Annotated in this window: 25 protein-coding genes; 14 read left to right on the top strand and 11 right to left on the bottom strand. The window is 71.1% G+C overall.

The features are described from left to right. Positions 1-11: 11 nt before the first annotated feature. Entirely contained in the window at positions 12-194 is a 183-nt protein-coding gene (locus OG252_RS43050; protein WP_189697265.1) for a hypothetical protein, read from the top strand. A 149-nt stretch (positions 195-343) separates the two neighbouring features. On the opposite strand, the gene OG252_RS43055 is transcribed toward OG252_RS43050, so the two are convergent. After that, positions 344-1,210, bottom strand: coding sequence for a hypothetical protein (locus OG252_RS43055; RefSeq protein WP_329342995.1), 867 nt, complete (start codon positions 1,208-1,210; stop codon positions 344-346). 134 nt (positions 1,211-1,344) lie between these two features. Continuing rightward, positions 1,345-1,641, bottom strand: coding sequence for a hypothetical protein (locus OG252_RS43060; protein WP_329342997.1), 297 nt, complete (start codon positions 1,639-1,641; stop codon positions 1,345-1,347). On the opposite strand from OG252_RS43060, the gene OG252_RS43065 reads away from it, so the two are divergent. Continuing rightward, complete coding sequence (locus OG252_RS43065) at positions 1,640-1,810, top strand: hypothetical protein (RefSeq protein WP_266444243.1); 171 nt, start codon at positions 1,640-1,642, stop codon at positions 1,808-1,810. The two genes, OG252_RS43060 and OG252_RS43065, sit on opposite strands and share 2 nt — an antisense overlap. 249 nt (positions 1,811-2,059) lie before the next feature. Further along, positions 2,060-3,415 (top strand): NAD(P)/FAD-dependent oxidoreductase, encoded by a 1,356-nt coding sequence (locus tag OG252_RS43070; protein ID WP_329345346.1) that lies wholly within the window; start codon positions 2,060-2,062, stop codon positions 3,413-3,415. Positions 3,416-3,518: 103 nt separating this feature from the next. Here OG252_RS43070 and OG252_RS43075 read toward each other — a convergent pair whose 3' ends face one another. Next, positions 3,519-4,118, bottom strand: a complete 600-nt coding sequence (locus tag OG252_RS43075) for a class I SAM-dependent methyltransferase (protein WP_266444246.1) — start codon at positions 4,116-4,118, stop codon at positions 3,519-3,521. A gap of 152 nt (positions 4,119-4,270) precedes the next feature. On the opposite strand from OG252_RS43075, the gene OG252_RS43080 reads away from it, so the two are divergent. From OG252_RS43080 to OG252_RS43100, 5 genes are all read left to right on the top strand, one after another. Beyond that, positions 4,271-5,044 (top strand): MHYT domain-containing protein, encoded by a 774-nt coding sequence (locus tag OG252_RS43080; protein ID WP_266444248.1) that lies wholly within the window; start codon positions 4,271-4,273, stop codon positions 5,042-5,044. A 63-nt stretch (positions 5,045-5,107) separates the two neighbouring features. After that, positions 5,108-7,630, top strand: a complete 2,523-nt coding sequence (locus OG252_RS43085) for a sensor histidine kinase (RefSeq protein ID WP_329343001.1) — start codon at positions 5,108-5,110, stop codon at positions 7,628-7,630. Continuing rightward, positions 7,627-8,100 carry a roadblock/LC7 domain-containing protein gene (locus tag OG252_RS43090; protein ID WP_266444253.1) on the top strand — a complete coding sequence of 158 codons (474 nt, stop codon included), beginning with the start codon at positions 7,627-7,629 and terminating at the stop codon, positions 8,098-8,100. Before OG252_RS43085 ends, OG252_RS43090 begins: the two co-directional genes overlap by 4 nt. A 19-nt stretch (positions 8,101-8,119) precedes the next feature. Next, on the top strand, positions 8,120-8,533 hold the full coding sequence (locus tag OG252_RS43095; RefSeq protein WP_266444257.1) for a DUF742 domain-containing protein: 414 nt from the start codon (positions 8,120-8,122) through the stop codon (positions 8,531-8,533). A 105-nt stretch (positions 8,534-8,638) separates the two neighbouring features. Next, positions 8,639-9,244, top strand: a complete 606-nt coding sequence (locus tag OG252_RS43100; RefSeq protein WP_266444260.1) for a GTP-binding protein — start codon at positions 8,639-8,641, stop codon at positions 9,242-9,244. A 28-nt stretch (positions 9,245-9,272) separates the two neighbouring features. On the opposite strand, the gene OG252_RS43105 is transcribed toward OG252_RS43100, so the two are convergent. Beyond that, positions 9,273-9,701: a PPOX class F420-dependent oxidoreductase gene (locus OG252_RS43105; protein WP_329343005.1), complete on the bottom strand. Its 429-nt coding sequence runs from the start codon at positions 9,699-9,701 to the stop codon at positions 9,273-9,275. A gap of 93 nt (positions 9,702-9,794) precedes the next feature. On the opposite strand from OG252_RS43105, the gene OG252_RS43110 reads away from it, so the two are divergent. Beyond that, on the top strand, positions 9,795-10,208 hold the full coding sequence (locus tag OG252_RS43110) for a roadblock/LC7 domain-containing protein (RefSeq protein ID WP_266444265.1): 414 nt from the start codon (positions 9,795-9,797) through the stop codon (positions 10,206-10,208). 127 nt (positions 10,209-10,335) lie between these two features. Further along, a complete protein-coding gene (locus OG252_RS43115) occupies positions 10,336-11,328 on the top strand; it encodes a DUF6397 family protein (protein WP_329343008.1) in 993 nt (330 codons plus the stop codon). A gap of 6 nt (positions 11,329-11,334) precedes the next feature. Here the strand turns inward: OG252_RS43115 and OG252_RS43120 are convergent, their stop codons facing one another. Both OG252_RS43120 and OG252_RS43125 read right to left on the bottom strand, forming a co-directional pair. After that, on the bottom strand, positions 11,335-12,201 hold the full coding sequence (locus OG252_RS43120; protein WP_329343010.1) for an acyl-CoA thioesterase: 867 nt from the start codon (positions 12,199-12,201) through the stop codon (positions 11,335-11,337). Positions 12,202-12,220: 19 nt separating this feature from the next. Further along, positions 12,221-14,734, bottom strand: a complete 2,514-nt coding sequence (locus tag OG252_RS43125) for a DEAD/DEAH box helicase (RefSeq protein WP_266444274.1) — start codon at positions 14,732-14,734, stop codon at positions 12,221-12,223. Positions 14,735-14,879: 145 nt separating this feature from the next. On the opposite strand from OG252_RS43125, the gene OG252_RS43130 reads away from it, so the two are divergent. Then, a complete protein-coding gene (locus OG252_RS43130) occupies positions 14,880-15,674 on the top strand; it encodes a metal-dependent hydrolase (protein WP_266444278.1) in 795 nt (264 codons plus the stop codon). A gap of 260 nt (positions 15,675-15,934) precedes the next feature. On the opposite strand, the gene OG252_RS43135 is transcribed toward OG252_RS43130, so the two are convergent. The 4 genes from OG252_RS43135 to OG252_RS43150 form a co-directional block, all read right to left on the bottom strand. Beyond that, on the bottom strand, positions 15,935-16,186 hold the full coding sequence (locus tag OG252_RS43135; RefSeq protein ID WP_053751235.1) for a type B 50S ribosomal protein L31: 252 nt from the start codon (positions 16,184-16,186) through the stop codon (positions 15,935-15,937). Positions 16,187-16,240: 54 nt separating this feature from the next. Continuing rightward, positions 16,241-16,711 carry a DUF5709 domain-containing protein gene (locus tag OG252_RS43140; RefSeq protein ID WP_266444286.1) on the bottom strand — a complete coding sequence of 157 codons (471 nt, stop codon included), beginning with the start codon at positions 16,709-16,711 and terminating at the stop codon, positions 16,241-16,243. Positions 16,712-17,020: 309 nt separating this feature from the next. Continuing rightward, on the bottom strand, positions 17,021-18,802 hold the full coding sequence (locus OG252_RS43145) for an ABC transporter ATP-binding protein (RefSeq protein WP_329343015.1): 1,782 nt from the start codon (positions 18,800-18,802) through the stop codon (positions 17,021-17,023). Continuing rightward, the gene (locus OG252_RS43150; protein ID WP_329343017.1) at positions 18,799-20,595 is read right to left on the bottom strand and encodes an ABC transporter ATP-binding protein; all 1,797 of its coding nucleotides are present in this window, start codon (positions 20,593-20,595) and stop codon (positions 18,799-18,801) included. The genes OG252_RS43145 and OG252_RS43150 overlap by 4 nt, the downstream gene beginning before the upstream one ends. Before the next feature lie 194 nt (positions 20,596-20,789). Here OG252_RS43150 and OG252_RS43155 point away from each other — a divergent pair, with 194 nt between their 5' ends. Together OG252_RS43155 and OG252_RS43160 are read left to right on the top strand one after the other, a co-directional pair. Then, on the top strand, positions 20,790-22,442 hold the full coding sequence (locus OG252_RS43155; protein WP_329343019.1) for a peptide-N4-asparagine amidase: 1,653 nt from the start codon (positions 20,790-20,792) through the stop codon (positions 22,440-22,442). Positions 22,443-22,622: 180 nt separating this feature from the next. Further along, positions 22,623-24,065 carry a cation:dicarboxylate symporter family transporter gene (locus OG252_RS43160; protein WP_266444297.1) on the top strand — a complete coding sequence of 481 codons (1,443 nt, stop codon included), beginning with the start codon at positions 22,623-22,625 and terminating at the stop codon, positions 24,063-24,065. Between the two features lie 95 nt (positions 24,066-24,160). Here OG252_RS43160 and OG252_RS43165 read toward each other — a convergent pair whose 3' ends face one another. Next, the gene (locus OG252_RS43165) at positions 24,161-24,616 is read right to left on the bottom strand and encodes a MarR family winged helix-turn-helix transcriptional regulator (RefSeq protein ID WP_329343021.1); all 456 of its coding nucleotides are present in this window, start codon (positions 24,614-24,616) and stop codon (positions 24,161-24,163) included. A 100-nt stretch (positions 24,617-24,716) separates the two neighbouring features. On the opposite strand from OG252_RS43165, the gene OG252_RS43170 reads away from it, so the two are divergent. Further along, positions 24,717-26,519, top strand: coding sequence for an ABC transporter ATP-binding protein (locus tag OG252_RS43170; RefSeq protein ID WP_329343023.1), 1,803 nt, complete (start codon positions 24,717-24,719; stop codon positions 26,517-26,519). The last annotated feature ends 31 nt before the right edge of the window (positions 26,520-26,550 follow it).

Consider the following 26,550-nt stretch of genomic DNA (forward strand, 5'->3'; position numbering starts at 1 on the left):
AGGCGACGCACATGTCGAAGAACGCCAAGATCGCCGCAGGAGGTGTGGCGGTCGGGCTCATCCTGTTGATCTGGCTGCCCTGGTGGGCCGCGCTCCTGATCGTGCTGGGAGTCCCGGCGGCCGCGTACCTCACCCTGGACCCCTCACAGCGGCGCAGGCTGCGCCGTGTCTCGCGAAAGGAGCTCGGCCGCTGACGCACCACCGTGTCGGCCCGGTCGGGCCGTCCGGTGCGCGGGAGCCCACCTCAGAGCCGCTCGCGGGCCTGCCGACCGGCAGGGTCCGCGAGCGGACGCGCCCGTGTCAGCCAGGAGACCGGCGCCGACGCGTCGCCGCCCGGACGGGCTCAGATGGGGCGCACGGCCATCTTGTCGAGTGCCTCAAGAAGACCCGGCAGCTGCGGGCCCCGGCCCACCGGAAGCACCTCGCCGGGCTCGTCGTCGAGCAGGACGAACGCGATGTCGTCGGTTCTTGCCACGAGTGACCAGCCGGGACCGTCGGCGCGCAGGATCCTCGCGTCCCCGGAGGCGAAGGAGGACCGCACGCGGCCGAGGGGCGGGGGCGTGTCCACGTAGGCGCGGGCCTCCGCCATGACGCGTCGGATGCCGCCGTGCCCTTTGCGTCCTTCCTTCTCGGCTTTCTCGGCGCCCTCCGTAGCCTCGGGTGACCCGTCGGCCGCAGTTCCAAAAGCCCCGTCGGCCGAACGCACGAAGGCCGCGTCGTCGATCTGCTCGCGCCAGATCGCCCACTGGAGCGCGATCTCGTCGGCGCCCAGGCGCCGCTGGGCCGGCCCCCAGGTGGTGGTGTCCGGCGGCGCCAGCGGGGGACGGTCGGCGACCTCGGGGTCGGGATCGTGCGGCGCGGGCACGCCGGGAGCCGCGACGGCGACCGCGAGGGGCCAGCCGGGAAGGCCGGCGACGACGGTGCGTTCGTCGGGCGACAGGTCGTACTCCATGCCGCAGTCCCAGGAGGCGATGGCGACGGCGACCAACGACACGTCGTCGATGACGACCGTCCACCGGGCACCCTCGCCGTCCTGGCCGAGTACCAGGCCGTACCCGTCGGCAAGCGGCGCGAGACCGAGTGCCGCGCAGGCCTGCGGATAGTCGTCGCCCAGCACGCTCGGGAACTTCGCCGGCGTCAGCAGCACCGCCGTCAGCACATAGAGCGCGTCGTCCTCGGCGGCGACGGCGTCCTCGTCCGTCCCGGCCATCCCAGTCTCCCCATCTGTTCGTCCAACGGCGCGCACCCTAGTGCGCCCGGAAGGCGCTTGTCACGACTCCCCGGCGCACCGGAGCTGCAGTTCTCGGACCGGACGGGGCGAATCGACCAGCCGATGCCGGTGCGTCAGGCCGCTGGAAGCCCCAGCAGTGACCGTGCCACGGTCCGAGGCGACTCGTCGCGCTCCCGGGCGAGCGCGATGACGGCCCGGCAGGCCAGCTCGTTCACCCCGAACGACAGGGCCTCGGGCGAGACCCAGCCGGCGGCATCGTCGATCCGGTCCTGGTCGTCCTCCGCGCAGGCCGACACGTATGCGGCGGCTGCCTCGAACAGGTTGTGCGAGTGTGCGTCCCGACCGGCCTCCGTCTCGTCGCGCAACGCTTTGACGAACCCGGCCCAGGACTTGCGGACTCTGCCGAACATGCTGACCACCTTCCCCCTGTGGTTGCCATGGCTGATCGTTCATCCTCCGCTACTCAACGTAGAGTTGGAGCTTCGGCGGCAGAAGGGGGACGGCGCGGTGAAGGGCTGCGAACGGCTCGCACAGATCCGGACGCCGGCCCCGGAGCAGGACGCCACGCCGCGGCGGTGAGGACCGGGCGCTTTTCTCCCGTCGGGCGGATGCGTCAGCGGTCGGCGAGGTGAGGGCGCACCGGGGCCGGATCGAAGGCGACATCCGTCTGCCCAGAAGGGCCGGAACGCGGTCAACCCGCCTTGCGGGGCGGGATACTTGTGTCTTCTCACGACGTTGGCGACCAGGGGGAGTGGATCGGTGAAGTCTGCCGTAGGAACGGGCCGTTGGGGTGAGGGCGGCGGTCGGAGCGGGCGGCATGCGGTCGTCGTGGGCGGGAGTCTCGCGGGGCTCCTCGCGGCGCACGTCGTGGCCGGACACGCCGACCGGGTGACCGTCGTCGAGCGGGACCGGTTCCCGGACGGCACCGGGTCACGGCCCGGCGTGCCGCAGGGCCGGCATCCGCACGTTCTGCTGCAGGGCGGGCAGGTGGCTCTGGAGTCGCTGCTGCCGGGCTTCCTGGCGGAGCTGCGGGCGGCGGGGGCGCCGCGGGTGGGCATGCCGTCGGACATGGTGATGTGGCAGAACGGCCGCTGGTTCCGCCGCCTGACCGCGACGACGCACATCTACACCGGTTCCCGTGCCCAGCTCGAGGACCTGGTGCGGCGGCGGGTTCTCGCCAATCCGGTGATCAGCGTGGTGGAGGGGACCGATGCCGTCGGGCTTCTCGGTGATGCCTCCCGGGTGCGGGGCGTGCTGCTGCGGGACCGCTCCGGCGGCGCCGGCGCGGAGCACCGGGCCCTGGAGGCCGATCTGGTCGTCGACGCCTCTGGCAGCGGCACCAAGGCGCCGCAGTGGCTCGCTGCGATCGGTGCCGAGACTCCGTACGAGGAGACCATCGACACCGGCCTCGCCTACGCCTCCCGTGTCTACCGCGGCAGGAAGGGCGTCCTCGATGGCGAGACCCTCGGCTACTACGTCTACCCCGGCCCCGACCAGGTCCACGGCGGCGGTGCGCTGCCGCTGGAGGACGGCAGCCATCTCGTCATCGTCTCGGGGCTGCGTGGCGACGAACCGCCCACGGGCGACGACGAGTTCGAGACGTACACCAAGCGGCTGCAGCATCCGCTCCTGGACCGGTGGCTCGAGGACGCCGAACCGCTCTCACCGGCGTTCGGCTACCGGCGGACCGCGAACATCCGCCGCCGGTACGACCTGCCCGGCCGTCGCCCGGCCGGATTCCTCGCCACCGGCGACGCCCTGTGCACCTTCAACCCGATCTACGGGCAGGGCATGGCCATCGCCGCGATGACCGCGGTCGCCCTGCGCGGCGCGCTGGCCGACCGGCGCCGCACGCCCACCACGCGACGCGTGCAGCAGGTGCTCCTCGCGGCGTCCCGGCAGGCATGGGACATCTCCGCCGGGGCGGACCGCAAGATGCCGGGCGCGGTCGGCACCGCGGTCGCCGACGGGCCCGCGGACCGCGTAGCGGACTGGTATCTGCGTCGGGTCATGGAGCGGTCCCCCGGTGACCCGGTCGTGGGACGCGTCTTCCGCTCCGTGCTGACCCTCTCCGCGCCCGTCAGCGCCCTGTTCGCTCCACCCGTGGCCCGGGCCGTCCTCTTCACCCCGCCCGGGCCGACGCCCACCGAACCGCCGGCGACACCGGAGGAACCGGGGGGCTGAACAAGGCCGGCCGCCGACGGCCCAACTGTGCCCGGGACTGGACCGACGTCATGTTCGACAATCCGACGCCTTCGCGGCCGGTCGCCGGGCTGGACGGACGGCGTCAGCCCTCGCGGACGGCCAGGGCCAGGAACCGGTCGTCCTGGTCGACGTACGACGTCAGGCGCCACCCGGAACCGGCCAGCAGCGGCCGGAGGTTCGGCTCCGCGCGCAGATCGTCCGGGGTCATCTGCCGGCCGTGGCGCGCCGCGAGCGCCGCCCTGCCGATCGGATGGAACAGGGCCAGCGTGCCGCCGGGGCGCACCACGCGCGCCAACTCCCGCAGGTTCTCGGCCGGATGGGGCAGATGCGAGATGAGGCCCGCTCCGAACACCGCGTCCAGCGACCGCGAACGCAGCGGCAGCGCGGTCACGTCGGCCAGCAGCAACCGCCCGTCCCGGTCCCGTCCGGCCTGTACGGCGGCCTGCAGCATGTCCGGGGTCAGATCGATCCCGACGACCACCCCGGCGGGCCCCACGGCCGCACGCAGCGGCGTCAGGGCCCGTCCCGTGCCGCAGCCCGCGTCGAGCACGCGATCGCCCTCGCGCAGTCCGAGGTCCGCGACCGCGGCGGCATAGGCGGGACCGTCGTCGGGGAACCGGCTGTCCCAGTCGGCGGCGCGGGCGGCGAAGAACTCCTGGACGCGTGTGTGGTCGTCGCTCATGTTCCGCATGATCCCTCACCGACACGGATGACGCCGCGGCGCGCACGTTCGAGCGTGCCGCGATCGTTCAGATGCACCGTTGCGCCACTTTCCAACAGTTTTCGAACTGCGCCCCCTTTGTGCGCCCCTGCCCGGACTAGCGTCCCGGAGCCATGGGACACCTGGACCACGCCGCCCTGGGGTGGCTGACCCCCGTGCTGTCGTACGTGATGGCCTGCATAGGCGCCGCACTCGGACTGCGCTGCACCGTCCGCGCGCTCGGCGCCACCGGACGCTCACGCCGCAACTGGCTCCTGACCGCGGCCTCCGCGATCGGCACCGGCATCTGGACCATGCACTTCGTGGCCATGCTCGGCTTCAGCGTCAGCGGCACCGACATCCGCTACGACGTGCCGCTCACGATCGCGAGCCTCCTGGTCGCCATGATCGTCGTCTGCGCCGGCGTCTTCGCCGTCGGCTACAGCCGAGACCGCACCCGCGCACTCTTCCTCGGCGGACTCACCACCGGGCTCGGTGTCGCGAGCATGCACTACCTGGGCATGGCTGCGGTACGGCTGCACGGCGACGTCACCTACGATCCGGCGCTCGTCGGACTCTCCGTCCTGATCGCCGTCGTCGCGGCGACAGCGGCTCTGTGGGCGGCCCTCAACATCAAGTCACCCGTCGCCGTCACCATCGCCTCCCTCATCATGGGGGCGGCCGTGAGCAGCATGCACTACACCGGGATGTTCGCGGTGGGCGTGCGCGTCGCGCCCTCCGGGGCGGCCCTGCCCGGGGCCACGGCGATGCAGTTCATCTTCCCCCTCGCCGTCGGCCTCGGGTCCTATCTCTTCCTGACCTCGGCCTTCGTCGCGCTGTCGCCGACGACGGGGGAGCGCCAGGCATCCGCCTCGGCCCAGCGACCGATCGAGAGCGCGGCCCACTAGCGGTGCCCCGTACCCCGCACTGCCCGGACGGCACGCCCCGAACCACTCCCGAGCGAGGAGGCCATGCGTACACCGCGTAGGACCCCCACAACCGGCGCCGAGTCGCCGCCCCAGCCCACCGTGCGCGGCCGCCGCGCACACGCCGGACCGCCGGCCGACGAAAGCCCGGACGACTCTGTGAGCGCGATACCGGACGACGCACCCGCGCGCGCGGGACGCTGGCTGATGCGCCCGCGGACGGTCCGCGCCAAGATCGTCTGCCTGCTCATGGTGCCGGTCGTCTCCCTGCTCGCCCTGTGGGCGTACGCCACCGTCACCACCGCCCAGGACGTCGCCCGTCTGCGGCAGTTGCAGCGCGTGGACGCCGGGATCCGGACCCCCGTCGCCGCGGCCGTGGCCGCGCTCCAGACCGAACGGGCAGCCGCCGTCCGCCATGCGACCGACCCGTCGGCCGGGCGGAGCGACGACCTGAAGACGCTCGCCGAACGCACGGACAAGGCGGTGGCCGAACTGCGGCTCGGAGACGCCAACACCATCGCGGACAGCGAGGAGTTGCCGGCCGGAGTGGCCCAGCGACTCGAAGCGTTCGTCACCGGCGCCGAACAACTGCGCTCGCTGCGCACAGCCGTACTCGACCGCCGCGCGGGCTGGGACGAGACCTACGGCCGCTACACGAAGGCCATCGGGAGCGCCTTCGCGGTGGGCGGCGCCCTCACCGGCATCCAGGACGCCGAACTCGGCTCCGACGCGCGCGTGCTGCTCGAATTCTCCCGTGCGGGCGAAGCACTGGCCCAGGAGGACGTCGTCCTCGCCGCCGCGCGCCTCGCCGGCGGCCTCTCGGGCGAGCGACTGCGGCTGTTCACCGGCGCCGTCGACACCCGCCGCGCCCTCACCGAGTCCGCGGTCGCCGACCTGCGCGGCTCCGAACGCGCCGCCTGGCACAAGCTCGCCGAAGGCAGCGACTACGCCACGGTGGGTGCCACCGAGGACAAGATCCTCGCCGTAGGCGCGGGCGCCCACGCGATCGAGGCGGCTCCGGAAGCCAAGTGGACCAGGGCGCACGCACGCGTGCAGAACGGCATGCGGACGATCGAGGAGGACGCCGGACGCGGTGTCGCAGACCGGGCCGACCCGTTCACCCGCGGTCTGCTCACCCCCGCAGGTGCCGCGGTGCTGCTGGGCCTCGTCGCCGTCGCCGCCTCCCTCGTCATCTCCGTACGCATCGGACGCGGCCTCGTCGTCGAGCTGGTGAGCCTGCGCAACGGCGCCCTGGAGATCGCCCGCCGCAAACTCCCCGAAGCCATGCGGAAACTGCGCGCCGGCGAGGAGATCGACGTCCAGGCCGAGGCCCCGCCGGGACCGCCCGCGGAGGACGAGACCGGTCAGGTCGCCGAGGCCCTGGCCACCGTGCACCGCGCCGCACTGCGGGCCGCCGTGGAGCGCGCCGAACTCGCCAGCGGCATCTCCGGAGTCTTCGTCAACCTCGCCCGCCGCAGTCAGGTGCTCGTCCACCGCCAGCTGAGCCTCCTCGACAGCATGGAACGCCGGTCCGACGACCCGAACGAACTCAGCGACCTCTTCCGGCTCGACCACCTCACCACGCGCATGCGACGCCACGCCGAGAGCCTGATCATCCTCTCCGGGGCCGCCCCCGGCCGCGCCTGGCGCATGCCGGTCTCCCTGACGAACGTGGTCCGCGCGGCAGTCTCCGAAGTCGAGGACTACGCGCGCGTGGAGGTACGCCAGCTCCCCGACGCGTCGGTCGTCGGCGCGGCCGTCGCCGACCTCACCCATCTGCTGGCTGAGATCATCGAGAACGCCGCCCAGTTCTCGCCGCCCCACACGCGCGTGCGCATCACCGGCGAGCCCGTCGGCAACGGCTACGCCGTCGAGGTCGAGGACCGAGGTCTGGGCATGGGCAAGGAGACCCTCGCCGAGGCCAACCGGCGTATCGAACAGTCCGAGACACTCGACCTGTTCGACAGCGACCGGCTCGGCCTCTTCGTGGTCAGCAGGCTCGCCGCCCGTCACGGCATCAAGGTGCACCTGCGTACTTCGCCCTACGGCGGCACCACCGCGGTCGTTCTGCTGCCCACGTCCTTGCTCCACGCCGGCGCGGCGGAACGTTCCCCCCGTCGGGTGGAGGAGGCGGAGCGGCCCGCGGAACGCGAGTACGCGCGCGTGGCCGCCACCGCACAGCACCAGGAGTCCGTACCGGCACCGGCCGGCCGCCCCGCACTGGTGGCACCGGCACAGCCCGTGGCTCGGACCACGACCGACACCCCACCCGGAGTCACCGCCTTGCGTCTGCACCGTCCCCCGGACGACTCCGCCGAGGACTCCGAAGACCTCCCGCGCCGGGTACGGCAGGCGAACCTCGCCCCCCAACTGCGCGAGCGGCGCTCCGAGGAGCCGGCCCAGGCCTCCGACGCCCCGAGCGACGACCAACGCACCCCCGAACTCGTACGCGACCGCATGACGGCGTACCGCGACGGCTGGGCCCGCGGCGGCGGCAGGCAGCCCGGCCGCGGTGCCGCCCCGGACTACCCGGCGGACAGCGACAGCATCGAAGGAGACCCCGAATGATCCAGGACCCGAGCATGAGAGCCGCCATGGGGGTCCCCCCGCTCGAGCGAAGCGGAGAGTGGGGGAGGTCCGGCGAACTCGACTGGTTGCTGGACGACCTGGTGGTGCGCGTGAGCGAGGTTCGGCACGCCGTGGTGCTGTCCAACGACGGACTCGCCGTGGGCGCCTCGACCGACCTGCGACGCGAGGACGCCGAACACCTCGCGGCCGTCGCCTCGGGCTTCCACAGCCTGGCCAAGGGCGCGGGCCGGCACTTCGGTGCCGGAGGTGTGCGTCAGACCATGGTGGAGATGGACGACGGCTTCCTGTTCGTGGCCGCCGCGGGCGACGGCTCCTGTCTCGCCGTCCTCACCGCCGTGACCGCCGACATCGGCCTGGTCGGCTACGAGATGGCACGACTGGTCAAGCGGGTCGGCGAGCACCTGTACACGCCTACCCGCGTCGGCGCGCGGCCCCCCGCCGCCGGTTGAGGCGAGAAGGCCCACGCACATGACCGAGGACATGACGGGCGCCCCGCGGGAGCAGGGCAGCCAGTGGTACGACGGCGAGGCCGGTCCGCTCGTCCGCCCCTACGCGATGACGGGCGGACGCACCAAACCCGGCCCCACCGGGGTGCGCTTCGACCTGATCGCCCTCGTCACGCTGGACGCGAGTGCGCCCGGCGTCGACGAGGACACCGCGCTGGGGCCGGAACACCGGGCCCTGATCGACCTGTGCCGCCCGGAGACACAGTCGGTCGCGGAACTCGCCGCGGGTGCCGACCTGCCCGTGGGCGTGGTCAGGGTGCTCCTCGGCGACCTGCTGGAACTCGGCTGTGTCACCGTCAGCCGTCCGGTGCCGCCCGCCCAACTGCCCGACGAACGGATTCTGCGCGAGGTGATCGAGGGACTGCGAGCGCTGTAGATGGAAGTCGCCCTCAGAAATCGCCCTCGGAAAGAAACCGAAGTTGTCACCATGACCCACCTGCTGCCGCCGCCCGTCTGCCGGCCCTCCCGAGAGAAGTGATCGATGGTCTCCGATGACTCCGACGTCCAGGACGGCGAGACAGCCGCGCTGGCGTTGAAGATACTGGTCGCCGGCGGATTCGGCGTGGGCAAGACCACCCTGGTGGGCGCGGTCAGCGAGATCCGGCCGCTGCGCACCGAGGAACTGCTCAGTGAAGCCGGTCAGTTGGTGGACGACACCGACGGCGTGGACCAGAAGGTCACCACGACGGTCGCCATGGACTTCGGCCGCATCACCATCCGCTCCGGTCTGTCCCTCTACCTGTTCGGTACGCCGGGCCAGGACCGCTTCTGGTTCCTGTGGGACGAACTGTCGCAGGGCGCTCTCGGTGCCGTGGTGCTCGCCGACACCCGCCGACTGGAGGACTGCTTCCCCGCGGTGGACTACTTCGAGCACCGGCACATCCCGTTCGTGGTGGCCGTCAACTGCTTCTCGGGTGCCCGGACCTACGGCGCACAGGACGTCTCGCGCGCCCTGGACCTCGACCAGGGCACACCAGTGGTGCTCTGCGACGCCCGGGACCGCGACTCGGGAAAGGAGGTGCTGATCCGGCTGGTCGAGTACGCCGGGCGGATGCACACCGCCCGGCTGCTCGACTCGGTGAGCTGACGCCGACGGTCGGCGCCGGCAGCCGATCTCAGTGGGCGACGGCCTTCTGCGCCAGGACCTTGTCGATCGAGACACGGACGAGCAGTTCGCCCGGGACGCCGTTGCGGGCGCCGAACTCCTCGGCCCGCTCCTCGCCCATGTACCGCGCCCCGATGCGAGCCGCCCAGTGGCGGACCTCGTCGAGGTCCTCCGAGAGCCGGGCCTGGCCCTGTATCACCACGAAGTCGAAGGGCGGGCGGTCGTCGTCCACGCACAGGGCGACCCGGCCGTCCCGGGCCAGATTGCGACCCTTCACTGTGGTCTTTCCGGTGTTGAACACGAGCTCGTCCCCGTCGAGCAGGAACCAGATCGGTGCCAGGTGCGGGCTCCCGTCGGCCCGCACGGTCGACAGCTTTGCGGTGCGGGTGCCGTACGAGACGAACTCCCGCCATTGCGCTTCGGTCATCTTCTGTGCCATGCCCCTATCCTCCTTGCCCGCGGGACGGCGGTGGGGAAGGGTGGCAGGGAATCCTCCAGCGAGGAGGAGACGTCACACGGGGAGACGGGAAACATGGCGCAGAACCAGGGACTTGGCTGGCTGCTGGACGACTTGACCGAGCGTGTCGAACACGTGCGGCATGCCTTGGTCCTGTCCAACGACGGGCTGGTGACCGGAGCGAGCACGGGACTTCGCCGCGAGGACGCGGAGCACCTGGCCGCCGTCTCGTCCGGACTGCACAGTCTGGCCAAGGGCTCGGGACGGCACTTCGGCGCGGGCCGGGTGCGCCAGACGATGGTCGAGTTCGACGACGCCGTACTGTTCGTCACCGCGGCGGGCACCGGCAGTTGCCTGTGCGTGCTCAGCGGTGCGGAGGCCGACATCGGCCAGATCGCCTACGAGATGACACTGCTCGTCAACCGTGTCGGTGAGCACCTGGGCGTGGACGCCCGCCAGCCGGAGCAGAGCCCGGCAGCAGAGCTCTGACCTGCACATTCGTCGCCCCCCGTGGAGTTATCCACAGGCTCACCACGATGTCCGCCGGACCGGTTACGGTTTTTGTCACGGCGAACGCACACAGCGTGAGCGACCGACTCCACGGGGGAGAGCGACCATGTCCGTCGACACCGTCAGCACACCGCACCGCCTGTCCTGCGCGCCGAGCCGCGCGGCACGGGAACTGGGGCTCAGGCGAGGTGAGTTGGACCTCGCCGTCCACCTCGGACACATCCAGACCGTGCCCGACGAAGGGGGCGGGGGTCGTCGCGTCCCCCGCTCCGAGATCGACCGGCTGTGCACGCACGAAGGCTTTCCTGAGTCGCTGCGGGAGCGCGTGAAGGCCGTGGGCACCACGGAGGGCGCGGCCGTCATGGAGGTGCCCCCGGGCAGGTTCACGCGCCTGGCACGCCTGGGTCTGGTAGTGCCAGTCACTTTCTACCTGAACCGCTACCGAGCCGTGGTCTGGCAGTACCTGGCTGAGGAACTGCGGCAGTTCGCGGCCGACGAGAAGAACACCCGGCTGCTGACGGCGCGTATGCCCGAGGGGCTGCGCGACCAGCTGGACGCCGGCCTGGATCTGCGCGCTCGCAACTGGCGCGGACGCCACCTGGGATTCCTGCTCCGGCAGGCCGGCGACCCGTGGGAGCAGGCCGGGGCCGTGGCCGCCTTCCTGGACCCCCTCCAGATCGCGGAGATCGTCCCCGACCCCTACGAGCGCTCCCATCTGAACCGCTTCAGGCCGGGGCCACCCGCCCATGGCGCACCGGGCTCGCCCGCCGCGCACCTCGCCGAGAGGATCATGACGGCGGACGACCCGGACGAGATCGGCTGGCTGAGGGCGGATCTGGCCCGAGCCCTGGAGGAGGCACGGGAACACCGGCCCGCGCCGCGCCCCGCGACGAAATCGCGCCCCACGCCACCATCGATCCCCGCGACGAAACCGGTCCCCGGGATGGCGCACCGCCACTCACCCGTGCCCGAGGAGCCGCAACCGCGGCCACCCCGCAAACTGCTGGGATGGCTACGCCGCGGCAACCCCCGGCCCGGTCGGCCTGGCCAAGGCTCTGAATCGGCCTGCAGGACCCTGAACCGGCCTGCAGGACCCTGAACCGGCCTACAAGGCCCTGAACAAGCCCTCCTGGACGACCGACACGAGCAGCCGCCCCTCCACGTCGTAGATCCGGCCGCGGGCCAGCCCGCGTCCGCCCGTCGCGATCGGCGACTCCTGGTCGTAAAGGAACCACTCGTCGGCCCGGAACGGCCGATGGAACCACATGGCGTGGTCCAGCGACGCCATGTCGAACCCTCGCGGGCCCCACAGGGGTTCGACCGGGATGCGGACGGCGTCCAGGAGGGTCATGTCGCTGGCGTAGGTCAGTGCGCAGGTGTGCACGAGCGGGTCGTCGCCGAGCGGCCCGACCGCGCGCATCCACACCGCGCTGCGCGGCTCGGCGTCCTTGATCTGCTCAGTGGTCCAGCGCAGCCGGTCCACGTAACGGATGTCGAAGGGCTGTCGGCGGGCCATGCGCTCCAACTGCTCGGGCAAAGCGCCCAGATGCTCCCGGACCTCTTCCGTGACCGTCGGCAGGGATTCCGGGTCGGGGACCTCGCGGGCGGGCGGCAGCTGGTGCTCGAAACTCCCTTGCTCAGGCTTGTGAAAGGAGGCGGTGAGATTGAAGATCGTGCGGCCCTGCTGCACGGCGGTGACCCGGCGGGTCGTGAACGACCGCCCGTCCCGCACCCGTTCCACCTGGTACACGATCGGCACGCCCGGTCGCCCGGGTCGCAGGAAGTACGCGTGCAGCGAGTGCACCGGGCGGTCGCCCTCGGTGGTGCGGCCCGCGGCGACCAGCGCCTGGCCCGCCACCTGGCCGCCGAAGACCCGCTGCAGGGACTCGTGCGGGCTGAGCCCGCGGAAGATGTTGACCTCGATCTGCTCCAGGTCGAGCAGGTCGACGAGCCTCTCGGCCGGATTCGTCATGGCTGGGATTCTCCTGTGCTCACAGCTGGCCGACGTCGGTGACGCGGACAATGGCACGGCCCTCGGCGTCGGAGGCCGTGAGGTCGATCTCCGCGCTGATCCCCCAGTCATGATCGTCGTTCGGGTCGTCGAAGATCTGGCGGACGCGCCACAGGCTGTTCTGCGGCTCCTCCTCGATCAGCAGCAGCTTGGGGCCGCGGGCGTCGGGTCCGGTGCCGAGGTCGTCGTACTCGTCCCAGTACTTGTCCATGGCCTCGCCCCAGGCATCGGCGTCCCAGCCGGCCTCGGCGTCCAGATCGCCCAGCTCCTCCACGTGGTCGAGGGCGGCGAGCTCGACGCGGCGGAACATGGCGTTGCGGACGAGGACACGGAAGGCGCGGGCGTTGGCCGTGACCGGCTTGACCTGGTCGGCCTTCTCCTGGGCCTCCTCGGCGGTCATCTCCTCCGGGTTGGCGAGCTGCTCCCACTCGTCCAGCAGGCTGGAGTCCACCTGGCGCACCATCTCGCCGAGCCACTCGATCAGGTCCTGCAGGTCCTCGGACTTGAGGTCGTCGGGGACGGTGTGGTCCAGGGCCTTGTAGGCGCTCGCGAGGTAGCGCAGGACGATGCCCTCGGTGCGGGCCAGCTCGTAGTGGGACACCAACTCCGTGAAGGACATCGCCCGTTCGTACATGTCACGGATGACGGACTTCGGGGACAGCGGATGGTCGCCCACCCAGGGATGGCTCTTGCGGTACGTGTCGTACGCGTGGAAGAGCAGCTCCTCCAGGGGCTTCGGGTAAGAGACGTCCTGGAGGCGCTCCATGCGCTCCTCGTACTCGACGCCGTCCGCCTTCATCGCGGCCACGGCCTCGCCGCGCGCCTTGTTCTGCTGGGCGGCGAGGATCTGCCGCGGGTCGTCGAGCGTGGACTCGACGACGGAGACCATGTCCAGGGCGTAGGACGGCGACTCCGGGTCGAGGAGCTCGAACGCGGCGAGCGCGAAGGTGGACAGCGGCTGGTTGAGCGCGAAGTCCTGCTGCAGGTCCACGGTGAGGCGCACGATGCGGCCCTCGGCGTCCGGCTTGTCGAGCTTCTCGACGATGCCGCCGTCCAGGAGCGAGCGGTAGATGGCGATGGCGCGGCGGATGTGCCTGAGCTGCTGCTTGCGCGGCTCGTGGTTGTCCTCCAGAAGGTGCCGCATCGCCTCGAAGGCGTTGCCGGGCCGGGCGATCACCGACAGGAGCATGGTGTGCGTCACCCGGAAACGGGACGTCAGCGGCTCCGGGTCGGAGGTGATGAGCTTCTCGAAGGTGCTCTCCGTCCACCCGACGAAGCCCTCGGGCGCCTTCTTGCGGACGACCTTCCGGCGCTTCTTCGGGTCGTCGCCCGCCTTGGCGAGCGCCTTCTCGTTCTCCACCACGTGCTCGGGAGCCTGCGCGACGACGAAGCCCGCCGTGTCGAAGCCCGCGCGGCCGGCGCGGCCGGCGATCTGGTGGAACTCACGGGCGCGCAGCGTGCGCACGCGCGTGCCGTCGTACTTGGCCAGCGCCGTGAACAGCACCGTGCGGATGGGGACGTTGACACCCACGCCCAGCGTGTCCGTGCCGCAGATGACCTTCAGCAGACCGGCCTGCGCGAGCTTCTCCACCAGCCGGCGGTACTTGGGCAGCATGCCGGCGTGGTGGACGCCGATGCCGTGGCGCACGTAGCGGGAGAGGTTGCGGCCGAACTTGGTGGTGAAGCGGAAGTTGCCGATCAGCTCGGCGATCTTGTCCTTCTCCTCGCGCGTGCACATGTTGATGCTCATCAGCGCCTGCGCCCGCTCCACCGCCTGCGCCTGGGTGAAGTGCACGATGTAGACGGGCGCCTGCCTGGTCTCCAGCAGTTCGGTGAGTGTCTCCGTGAGCGGGGTGAGCCGGTAGTCGTAGGAGAGCGGCACCGGGCGGGTGGCCGAGCGGACCACCGACGTCGGCCTGCCGGTGCGACGGGTGAGGTCCTTCTCGAACATCGCGACGTCGCCGAGCGTGGCCGACATCAGGATGAACTGCGCCTGCGGCAGTTCCAGGATCGGGATCTGCCAGGCCCAGCCGCGGTCCGCCTCCGCGTAGAAGTGGAACTCGTCCATGACGACCTGGCCGACATCGGCGTGCTTGCCGTCGCGCAGGGCGATCGAGGCGAGCACCTCGGCGGTGCAGCAGATGACGGGGGCGTCGGCGTTGACGGACGCGTCGCCGGTGAGCATGCCGACGTTCTCGGTGCCGAAGATCTTGCACAGTTCGAAGAACTTCTCCGAGACGAGCGCCTTGATCGGAGCCGTGTAGAAGGTGACCTCGTCACGGGCCAGCGCGGCGAAGTGGGCACCCGCAGCGATCATGCTCTTGCCGGAGCCGGTGGGCGTCGACACGATCACGTTGGCACCGGACACCGCCTCGATCAGCGCCTCCTCCTGGTGCGGGTAGAGCGTGAGACCGCGCTCCTGGACCCACGACTCGAAGGTGTCGTAAAGGGCGTCGGGGTCGGCGGTCGGCGGCAGCTGATCGATGAGGGTCACCCACCCATCTTGCCTGCCCTTCTCCCCTATAGGGGAATCGGCTGCGGGCACGAAGATCGCGAACGCTACGCTGTGTCGCCGACGGAGCGTCAGCGCGCCCGGTCAACCGGACAGCGGCACACGATGAATGGGGCGGGCAGCGGCCATGATGGGACCAGCACACTCACTGTCGGGGGCCGCGGCCTGGCTCGGCGTCGGCGCGGCTGCCGCCGCGGCGGGGCACACCATGCCCTGGCCGGTCCTCCTGGTCGGAGCCCTGATCTGCGCCGGCGCGGCGCTCGCCCCGGACCTCGACCACAAGGCGGCCACCATCTCGCGGGCCTTCGGGCCGATCTCCCGCGGGCTGTGCGAGATCGTCGACAAGCTCTCCTACGCGGTCTACAAGGCCACGAAGAAGCAGGGCGACCCGCGTCGCTCCGGCGGGCACCGCACGCTCACGCACACCTGGCTGTGGGCCGTCCTGATCGGCGCGGGCGGTTCGGTCGCGGCGATCACCGGCGGGCGCTGGGCGGTGCTGGCGCTCCTGTTCGTGCACATGGTGCTGGCCATCGAGGGCCTGCTGTGGCGGGCGACCCGTGGCTCCAGTGCCGATGTCCTGGTCTGGCTGCTGGCCGCGACCAGCTCGTGGATCCTCGCCGGCGTCCTGGACAAGCCGGGCAACGGCTCGGACTGGCTGTTCACGGCGCCGGGCCAGGAGTACCTGTGGCTGGGGCTGCCGATCGTGCTGGGCGCGCTGGTGCACGACATCGGGGACGCGCTGACCGTCTCCGGCTGCCCGGTCCTGTGGCCGATCCCGGTGGGACGCAAGCGCTGGTACCCGATCGGCCCGCCGAAGTTCATGCGGTTCCGGGCCGGCAGCTGGGTCGAGCTGAAGGTGTTGATGCCGGCGTTCATGCTGCTCGGGGGAGTGGGCTGCGCGGCGGCACTCAACTTCATCTGAGCGCCGGCCCTCCGGACAAAGGGCTCGCCCTGCGCGGGGCGCTGTCTCTACCCTTGCCGGAGCGGGACTGCGCAGTTCCCGCAGGTTGCGGAGCCGTGGCAGAGCGGCCCATTGCGATCGGCGTGAGCGAGGCCTCTCTCATGCCGACTGATGAGACCGGGCGGGCCTGCCCCTCTCGTCCGCGGGTTCGAATCCCGTCGGCACCGCAGCCGACCGGCCTCGCGGCCGCACACGACCGGCCGGCCCAGCCCGGTTCGCTCTCAGCCCGCCCCGCCGCCGTAGCGCCGCTCGAACTGGGCGATGCGGCCCTCCGTGTCCACCGTCCGTGCCTTGCCGGTGTAGAAGGGGTGGCTCTCCGAGGAGATCTCCACGTCCACCACGGGGTAGGTCTTGCCGTCGTCCCACTCGATGGTCTGGTCGCTGCTCGCGGTGGACCGGGTCAGGAAGGCGTAGCCGGCGGCGCGGTCACGGAAGACGACCTCGTGGTAGTCGGGGTGCTTGTCCTGCTGCATGGGTGCTCCTTCTACGGCGTCGGTGAGGCGCCCGAGGGCGCGGGAACGGCGGGATCAGCCGGACAGGGTCTCCTCGTCGACGATGTGCATCGCGGCCTCCTCGGCGGAGGCCGCCGCACCGTCGATGCCCACGTCCGTGGCGACCAGTGCGCTTTCCTCGTCCTCGTGCGCCCCCTCGTCGGGTGCCACGAGTCGGCCGGAGCGGGCCGAGCCGACCTCGTTGTCCAGGAGTTCCCCGTCGGTGCCCTCGGAGTCGCCGATGCCGTCGCCCTCGGGGGCGGCGGGGTCGGGCAGCTCCTCGGCGAGCCGCTGGTCCAGCGTCTCGCCCCGCCGGCGCTCGGCGGCCGTCACGCCGCTGTGCTCCACCGCCCAGGGCCGCTCCGGAGGGGACCAACCCCGGTCGAGGGGATCGTCGACACCGTCGTTCTCCAGGGTGTCCTCCGCGTCCAGCAGCCCCGCGTCGTCCTGGATCTCGGATCCGTCGGGCTGGTAGACGTCGTCGCCCCATCCGTCGGCGCTGTTCACGGGTACCTCCAGGTGACGAGGGCGGGCGCGTCCTCCCCGCGGTCGGCGGCCGGCGGCGGGCGTACGGGGCACACGCGGCGCTCGTCGCCAACCGCATGCACCACGGGCGCTCCCCGAGCCGGTGCCGGTTTCCAGCCTTCCACCCCTTTTCGGCACCGCGCAACGCCACGGACAAGGCTGCCCGCGGGCAGCTCACCTCCGACCGGTCCCCGCACAGCCCGCGCGGGGACGACATCTCGGCCCGCCCGGCCGCGCCGCGGCTGCACAGTTCGGCCGCGGCACAGCCCACACTCCCCGGCGGAGCCCCGCTCACCCGTGCCAGGACCGCCACAGCGCCGCGTAGGCACCATCCGCGGTGACCAGCTCGTCGTGGCTGCCCAGCTCGCTGATGCGGCCGTTCTCGACGACGGCGATGACGTCCGCGTCGTGGGCCGTGTGCAGGCGGTGGGCGATGGCGACCACCGTGCGGCCGTCGAGGACGCGGGCGAGGGAGCGTTCCAGGTGGCGGGCCGCGCGCGGGTCGAGAAGGGAGGTCGCCTCGTCCAGGACCAGCGTGTGCGGGTCGGCCAGCACCAGGCGGGCCAGCGCGATCTGCTGGGCCTGGGCGGGGGTGAGCGCCAGACCGCCCGAGCCGACCTCGGTGTCCAGGCCGTCGTCGAGCGCACGCGCCCAGCCGTCGGCGTCGACCGCACCGAGCGCCGCCCACAGCTCGGCGTCGTCGGCATCGGTCCGGGCGAGCAGGAGGTTGTCGCGCAGCGCCCCCACGAAGACGTGGTGCTCCTGGTTGACGAGGGCCACGTGCTCGCGGACCCGCTCAGCGGGCATCAGGGAGAGTTCGGCACCGCCCAGGGTGATCCGGCCGTCCCGGGGAGCGTAGACACCGGCGAGCAGCCTGCCCAGGGTGGACTTGCCCGCGCCCGAGGGGCCGACCAGCGCCAGCCGGGTGCCGGGCGCCACCTTGAGGGAGACCTTGCGCAGCACGTCCACGCCCTCGACGTAGCCGAAGTGCACCCGGTCCGCGTGCACGTTCCGCCCGTCGGGGGCCACCGTGGCGTCCCCGGCATCCGGCTCGATGTCCCGTACGCCGACCAGACGGGCCAGCGACACCTCGGCGACCTGGAGCTCGTCGAACCAGCGCAGGATCAGGTTCACCGGGTCGACGAGCATCTGCGCGATCAGCGCACCGGTCGTCAGCTGACCGACATCGATCCAGCCCTGCAGGGCGAACACGCCGCCGATCATCAGGACCGAGCCGAGCACGGTCACATGAGTGACGTTGATGACCGGGAAGAGCACCGACCGCAGCCACAGCGTGTAGCGCTCCCAGGCGGTCCACTCCTTGATCCGGCGTTCCGACAGGTCGATACGGCGGCGGGCGAGCCGGTGGGCCTCGACGGTGCGCCCGGCGTCCACGGTCTCGGTGAGCGCGGCTGCCACGGCGGCGTACCCGGCGGCCTCCGAACGGTAGGCGGACGGCGCGCGCCGGAAATACCAGCGGCAGCCCACGACCAGCAGCGGAAGGGCGAGGAGCACGGCGGCCGCCAGTGGCGGTGCCGTGATCACCAGCCCGCCCAGCAGCAGCGCCGTCCACACCACACCGATCGCCAGCTGCGGCACGGCCTCGCGCATCGCGTTGCCGAGCCGGTCGATGTCGGTCGTGATCCGGGACAGCAGGTCGCCGGTCCCGGCCCGCTCCAGCACGCCCGGCGGCAGCCCGACCGACCGTACGAGGAAGTCCTCGCGCAGGTCGGCCAGCATCCGCTCGCCGAGCATCGCACCGCGCAGCCGCACTTCGCGCACGAACACGGCCTGGACGACGAGGGCCGCCACGAACAGCGTGGCGGTCAGCCCCAGGTGGAGTTCACGCGCGTCCTCCGACAGCCGCTCCACGAGGCCGCCCAGCAGCCACGGTCCGACCATCGAGGCCAGCACGGCGACCGTGTTGACGGTGATGAGGAGCACGAAGGCGCGGCGGTGACGGCGGAACAGTTCGGCCACGTAGGCGCGTACGGTCGCGGAGGCTCCGACGGGCAGCGTGTTCGCTGTGGTCGGGGCCGCCGGGTCGTACGCCGGTGGCGCCACGCCGATCATGCTGTCTCCTCGATTTCTTCCAGTTCGTCGAGCTCTTCGAGTACGCCGTGCAGGGCGGCCTCTTCGTCGGTTTCGCGGGTCACGACCGCCCGGTACCGGGGGTCCTTGTGGACGAGTTCGCGGTGGAGGCCGACCGCCACGACCTCGTCCTCGTGCACCAGGGCGACCCGGTCCGCGCGGTCGAGGAGCAGGGGCGAGGAGGTGAACACCACGGTCGTGCGCCCCCCTCGCAGTTCGTGCACGCTCTCAGCGATCCGTGCCTCGGTGTGCGAGTCGACGGCGGAGGTCGGCTCGTCCAGGACGAGCACCTCCGGGTCGGTGAGCAGCGACCGGGCCAGGGCGAGCCGCTGGCGCTGGCCGCCGGACAGGGAGCGTCCGCGTTCGGTGATGCGGGCGTCCATCGGGTCCTCGGCACCGAGTGACCCCTGGACGAGGGCCGTCAGGACGTCCCCGCACTGCGCGGCGGCCAGCGCCTTCGCGGCGTCGACGTCGCCCGACGCGGGGACGTTCAGCAGTTCGCGCAGTGAACCGGACAGCAGTACCGGGTCCTTGTCCTGGACGAGGACGGCCGTCCGTGCGGAGTCGAGCGGGAGCTCGTCGAGAGGCACACCGCCCAGCAGTACCGACGCGCCCTCCTCCGCGGGGTGGCCGCCCAGCCGCTCCGCCAGGCGCCCCGCCGCGTCCGGGTCGCCGCAGACCACTGCGGTGAACCGGCCGGACGGCGCGAGCAGACCGGTCGCCGGGTCGTACAGGTCGCCGGAGGGCACCTCGGCGGCGCGCGACCCCACCGTGTCGGTCGCCCGCTCCAGGGACAGCACACGCGCGGCCCGTTTGGCCGACGGGCGCGAGAAGGAGTAGGCCATCGCGATCTCTTCGAAGTGGCGCAAGGGATAGGCGAGGACCATGACCGAGCTGTAGACGGTGACCAGTTCGCCGACGCTGATGCGGCCCTGGCGGGCCAGATGGACGCCGTACCAGACGACCGCGACCATCAACAGCCCCGGCAGCAGTACCTGGATGGCGGAGATCAGGGCCCACATCCGGGCGCTGCGCACGGCCGCGTGGCGGACCTCCTGGGAGGCACGGCGGTAGCGGTCGAGGAAGAGTTCCTCGCCGCCGATGCCGCGCAGCACGCGCAGACCGGCGACGGTGTCCGAGGCGAGTTCGGTGGCCCGTCCGGCCTTCTCGCGCTGGAAGTCGGCACGCCGGGTCGCCCGGGGCAGCAGCGGCAGCACCGCCAGCGCCAGCACCGGCAGGCCCACCGCGACGACCGCGCCGAGCGCCGGGTCGTAGACGACCAGACCGACGCAGACCAGCACGATGGTGACCGCCGCCGCGGTGAACCGTGACCAGGCCTCGACGAACCAGCCGATCTTCTCGACATCCCCCGTGGAGACGGCGACGACCTCGCCGGCCGCGACCCGCCGGGTCAGCGCCGAGCCCAGCTGGGCGGCCTTGTGGGCCAGCAACTGCTGGACTCGGGCAGCCGCCGTGATCCAGTTGGTGACGGCGGTGCGGTGCAGGAAGGTGTCGCCGATCGCCTGCCCGGCGCAGCACAGCGCCAGCAGCCCGCCCGCGAGGGCGAGCCGCCGGCCCGAGCGGTCGACGACGGCCTGGACGGCGATACCGACACAGAACGGCAGCGCGGAGACGGACAGGAAGTGCAGCAGTCCCCACGCCAGTGACTTGAGCTGGCCTCCCAGCTGATTCCGGAAGAGCCACCACAGGAATCGGGGACCCGAGCGCGCGTCGGGCACGCCCGGATCGGGATACGGAAGGTCTTGAATCTGCATGACGTCCCAGTGGCTCGTGTCAGGGGGTGGAGGGGACCGCGAACGGCGGCAACAAACTGTGAAAGGTTCGCGTCGGAACGTGGTCGGGGGCAACAGGTTTTCTGCTCCGACGCACAGAATCGGCTACGGCCTCAGGCCTGCGTCAGCGGAGGCCTCATTGCGGGGGACGCCCCAGTCGCCGTAGAACACCGGCCATGAAGAGACGGATCATCATGTCCATGTTCGCCGGAGCGACCCTCCTGGCGAGCACCCTCCTCGGCGCGGCACCCGCCCGATCCGCCGACGGCCTCTCCTCGTCCGCCGATGCCCTCTCCCCGTCCGCCGACGTCCCCGCCGAGTTCGGCTCCGACTGGCACGACCCGATCACCGCCGCCCCGCCCGTCACCAAGCCCTCCGGCAGGTCCTGCCAAGTCACCGTAGCGGAGGCGCAGTTCCGGGACTTCACCCCGTACAGGGGCACCTACACCCCGCCGGACGGCTGCGGCGACAGCTGGAGCAAGGTCGTGCTGCGCATGGACGGCAAGGTCAAGGGGCGGCAGTTCGACCGGCTCGGTCATCTCCTCGTGGGCGGGGTCGAGATCTTCCGTACGTCCACGCCCCAGCCCTCGCCCGACGGCATCGAGTGGTCCGTCGAGAAGGACGTCACGCGCTACAGCGACACGCTCCGCCGCAGCCAGGACGTGGAGATGCTCATCGGGAACGTCGTCGACGACACGTACACCGGCATCATCGACGTCAAGGTCACCCTGACGTTCTACGCGGGCAGGCAGGCCGCCACGCCCGACCGGATCCTGACCCTCGCCGAAGGCACAGACGGCAGCGGCGGCACCACCCTCACCACCCCACGCAACAGCGAACGCATCGTCGCCGAGGTGTACGCCACCGGCTCCGGCGGCGGCTGCGAAGAGTACTGGTACCTGAGCGTTCCCGACGGCGCCCCGTACTCCTGCCAGGCCGACCGGGGCCCCTATCGCGAGGTCCAGATCAAGGTCGACGGGCAACTCGCGGGTATCGCCGCCCCGTTCCCGACCGTGTGGACCGGCGGCTGGTCCAACCCCTTTCTCTGGTACGTCGTCCCGGGACCGCGTGCCTTCGACATCAAGCCGATCGAATACGACCTGACGCCCTTCGCCGGCCTTCTCAACGACGGCCGCGCGCACCGCGTCGAGGTCTCCGTCGTCGGCGTGCCCGAGGGGCAGAGCGGCTGGAGCACTCCGGTGAACGTCCTCGTCTGGCAGGACGCGAAGAGCGCGCACGTCACCGGGAAGCTCACCGCGCACAAGCTTGGCGACCTCGCCGACTCCTCGACGTACACGCCCGGTTCGGAACACCGTGTGGACACCGAGGGTGACCACCGGCTGACCGTCGCCGGATACGTCGACACCTCGCACGGCCGGGTGACGACCACCGTCAGCCGCTCCCTCGCGAGCACCTCCACGCACCGCTGGACCGACGGCGAGACCACGGACGCGCTCGACGCCACGTGGACGGACGACGAGACGGTCACCGTCGACGGACGCGGACCGGCCCGCACCACGCGCACCCAGCGGACGTACACGATGGACGGCACGACCACGCTCGGCGCGGCCGACCGGCTGCGTACCGTGCTGACCCTCGGTGACCGTGCCGCGGTCACCCAGTCGGTGGGCGGGCGACGCACTGCCTGGTCGCGGCTCGACGACGAGTACGCGGGCGACGCGACGTACACGGTGAACGTGCCGCGCGACCAGCGGCACGCGGTCGGGACCACGGGCGAGCGCTATCGGATCCGTGGGTCGAGCGGGTGCTACGACCGCTCACTGAGCACCGTGCAGGGGGTGCTCACGGAGGATCGCAGCGGCTGCTGAGGGGAGTTGTGTGCGATGCGTCACACGCGGCCGTGATTTACACGGCCGCAACGCGGCGGTCTTGTCGGCGATCAACGGCCACTCCAGAGTGATCCAACACGGAAACCGCTTTCCGTATCGCAGAAGTCCCGTCCTGGACTCTGTGTCACCGTCCCCACAGCGTCCCCACAAGGAGTGCCCGTGCCGCCGTCCGTCCCGTCCCCCTCGCGACGCGTCGCACGCATATTGCGTACCTCTCTCTTCGCGCAGGTCGCCTGCGCGCTGGTGCTCGGAATCGTCGTCGGAAAGCTGTGGCCCGACGTGGCCACGGATCTCCAGCCGCTCGGCGACGGTTTCACCCGGCTGATCAAGACGATCATCTCCCCCCTGGTGTTCTGTGTGGTCGTCGTCGGCATCGCCAAGGCCGGCGACCTCAAGGCGTTCGGCCGGATCGGGCTCAAGGCCCTGATCTGGTTCGAGGTCGCGAGTACGCTCGCCCTGATCATCGGTCTCGTCGCCGCCAACGTCGTCCAGCCCGGCTCGGGTATGAACGTCGACCCGTCCACGCTGAACACCTCGGCGGTCGACGCGAAGACGGGCGGCGGCTCGCTGCCCTCGACGACCGAGTTCATCGTGAACGCGATCCCCACCAGTTTCATCGGCGCGTTCGCCGAGAACGAGCTCCTCCAAGTACTCATCCTCGCCTGCCTGGTGGGCGCCGCGCTGCTCCACCTCGGCCACACCAAGGTGCCGCAGGTCCTGCCCGCCATCGAGCAGGCCCAGGAGATCATCTTCGCGGTCGTCGGCTTCATCATGCGACTCGCCCCGATCGCGGTGTTCGGCGCGATGGCCGTCCTGATCGGCCAGTACGGGCTCGGTGTGATCGAGACGTACGCCAAGCTGATCATCCTGTGCTACGCGGCCGCGGCGTTCTTCATCGTGCTGCTCGCCGTCGCCCTGAAGATGGTCACCGGGCTCAGCCTCTGGAAGTTCCTGCGCTACATCCGTGAGGAGATGCTCCTCGCGCTCGGCACCGCCTCCACCGAGTCCGTCATGCCGCGCGTGATGCAGAAGCTGCGCAAGGCCGGCGCCCGCGACGACGCGGTCGGCCTGGTCCTGCCGACGGGTTACTCCTTCAACCTCGACGGCGCCTCGCTCTACCTGTCCATCGGCACGCTGTTCATCTCCCAGGCCGTGGGCGTCGACCTGAGCCTGAGCCAGCAGATCACCGTGGTCCTGGTGCTCATGCTGACCAGCAAGGGCATGGCGGGCATCCCCGGTTCGGCCTTCCTCGCCCTGTCCGCCACCGCCTCCTCACTGGGGGCCATCCCCGCCGGCGCCGTCGCCCTGCTGCTCGGGGTGGACCGCATCATGGACTCGATGCGCGTCGTGACGAACCTGCTCGGCAACTGCGTCGCCGTCTTCGCCGTCTCCCGCTGGGAGGGCGCGCTGGACACCGACAAGGCGAAGCGGGTCCTGGACGGCGAGATCGTGCCGACGGCGGACGACGACGCGGGCGATCCGACCGCGACGGAAGCGCCGGGTGCCGGGGCCTCCGAGACGCCGGTCGGGTCCGACTCCGACGACAAGCTCGCCGCCGTACCGGCCCAGTCGGCCAAGGAATCGGCCTCTGAGGTGAGTTGACGACCATGACCCGACGGGCCGCGGTCCCCGCTCCTTACTGCTGGAGCGGGGACCGCGGCCCGTTTCGCGCTGCTCAGCGGTTGTTCAGCAGTTGCTCAGCAGTTCCGACCGCGCTCCGGTATTCCGTCCACCAGCGTGTCCAGCAACCCGCCGAGCACCTCGCGCTGTTCGCCCGTCAACGGGGCCAGGATCTCCTCCGCCGCGGACCTGCGCGCGCCGTGCAGCTCCCGCAGGGCCTTGTGCCCGTCGTCGGTGAGCTCGATACGGATCACCCGGCGGTTGGTCGGATCCGGCATCCGCCGCACCTTGCCGCTCGCCTCCAGCCCGTCGACGAGCGTCGTCACGGCCCGCGGCACCACCTCGAGCCGCTCCGCGAGGTCGGCCATGCGCGGCGGCGAGTCGTAGTGCGCGAGAGTGCGCAGCAGCCGGGACTGGGCCGGGGTGACGCCGAGGCCGCGTTGCTCCAGATGGTGCTTCTGGATGCGGTGCACACGGCGGGTCAGCCGCAGTAGCTGCTCGGCGAGCAGGCCGTCGGGATCGGGGGTGGTCATGCGGGAACAATATCAGGACCATGCTCATTGTGAGTATAGGTAACAATGAGCTAAGCTCCGTCAGTCTTCACCCCGTATCCCCTCACCCTCCGTAGGAGCCATGCCCCGCGACGACATCAAGTGGACCCCCTCTTCCGGCACCTCGACCGACGAACCCCGGCAGGTGCGCCGCATTCTCAAGCTGTTCAAGCCCTACCGTGGCCGGCTCACGGTCGTCGGCCTGCTGGTCGGCGCCTCCTCGCTGGTCACCGTGGCGACCCCGTTCCTGCTGAAGGAGACGCTGGACGTCGCCATCCCCGAGGGCCGCACCGGACTGCTGAGCCTGCTCGCGCTCGGCATGATCCTCAGCGCCGTCCTCACCAGCATCTTCGGCGTGCTGCAGACCCTGATCTCCACCACGGTCGGCCAGCGCGTCATGCACGACCTGCGCACGGCCGTCTACGGCCGCCTGCAGCGCATGTCCCTCGCCTTCTTCACCCGCACCCGCACCGGCGAGGTCCAGTCCCGCATCGCCAACGACATCGGCGGCATGCAGGCCACCGTCACCTCCACCGCCACCTCCCTGGTCTCCAACCTGACCAGCGTGGTCGCCACGATCATCGCGATGATCGCCCTCGACTGGCGCCTGACCGTCGTCTCCCTGCTCCTGCTGCCGGTCTTCGTGTGGATCAGCCGCCGGGTCGGCAACGAACGCAAGAAGATCACCACCCAGCGCCAGAAGCAGATGGCGGTCATGGCCGCGACCGTCACCGAGTCGCTGTCGGTGAGCGGCATCCTGCTCGGCCGCACGATGGGCCGATCCGACTCGCTCACCCGCTCCTTCTCCGACGAGTCCGAGCAGCTGGTCGACCTCGAGGTCCGGTCGAACATGGCCGGCCGCTGGCGCATGGCCGTCATCTCGATCGTCATGGCCGCCATGCCCGCCGTCATCTACTGGACCGCGGGCCTCGCCCTCGCGACGGGCGGCAGCCAGATCTCCATCGGCACCATCGTCGCCTTCGTCTCGCTCCAGCAGGGCCTGTTCCGCCCGGCCGTGAGCCTGCTGTCGACCGGTGTCCAGATCCAGACCTCGCTGGCGCTCTTCCAGCGCATCTTCGAGTACCTCGACCTGCCGATAGACATCACCGAGCCCGAGCGGCCGGTACATCTGGACCGCATCAAGGGTGAGGTGCGTTTCGAGGACGTCGAGTTCCGGTACGACGACAAGAGCCGCCCCGTCCTCGACGGGATCGACGTCACCGTCCCCGCGGGCGGCAGCCTCGCCGTCGTCGGACCGACCGGCGCCGGCAAGTCCACCCTCGGTCATCTCGTGCCGCGGCTGTACGACGTGACGGGCGGCCGGGTCACCCTCGACGGGGTCGACGTCCGCGACCTCGACTTCGACACTCTCGCCCGCGCGGTCGGCGTCGTCTCGCAGGAGACGTACCTCTTCCACGCCACGATCGCGGAGAACCTGCGCTTCGCCAAGCCGGACGCCACCGACGAGGAGATCCGGCAGGCGGCGAAGGCGGCCCAGATCCACGATCACATCGCGTCCCTGCCCGACGGCTACGACACGGTCGTCGGCGAGCGCGGCCACCGCTTCTCCGGCGGCGAGAAGCAGCGGCTGGCGATCGCCCGCACGATCCTGCGCGACCCGCCGGTGCTGATCCTCGACGAGGCGACCAGCGCCCTGGACACCCGCACCGAACACGCCGTCCAGGAGGCCATCGACGCGCTCTCCGCCAACCGGACCACGCTCACCATCGCGCACCGGCTGTCCACCATCCGGGGTGCCGACCAGATCGTGGTCCTGGACGCCGGACGCGTGGCCGAACAGGGAACACACGAGGAGCTGTTGGAGGGGGGCGGGCGGTACGCGGCGCTCGTCCACCAGGACGCCCGACTGGAGCCGACAAAATGACGATATGCCAGGTTTGTGTGCTTTAGCGGGT

The organism is Streptomyces sp. NBC_01352 (assembly GCF_036237295.1).
GTDB lineage: Bacteria > Actinomycetota > Actinomycetes > Streptomycetales > Streptomycetaceae > Streptomyces > Streptomyces plumbiresistens.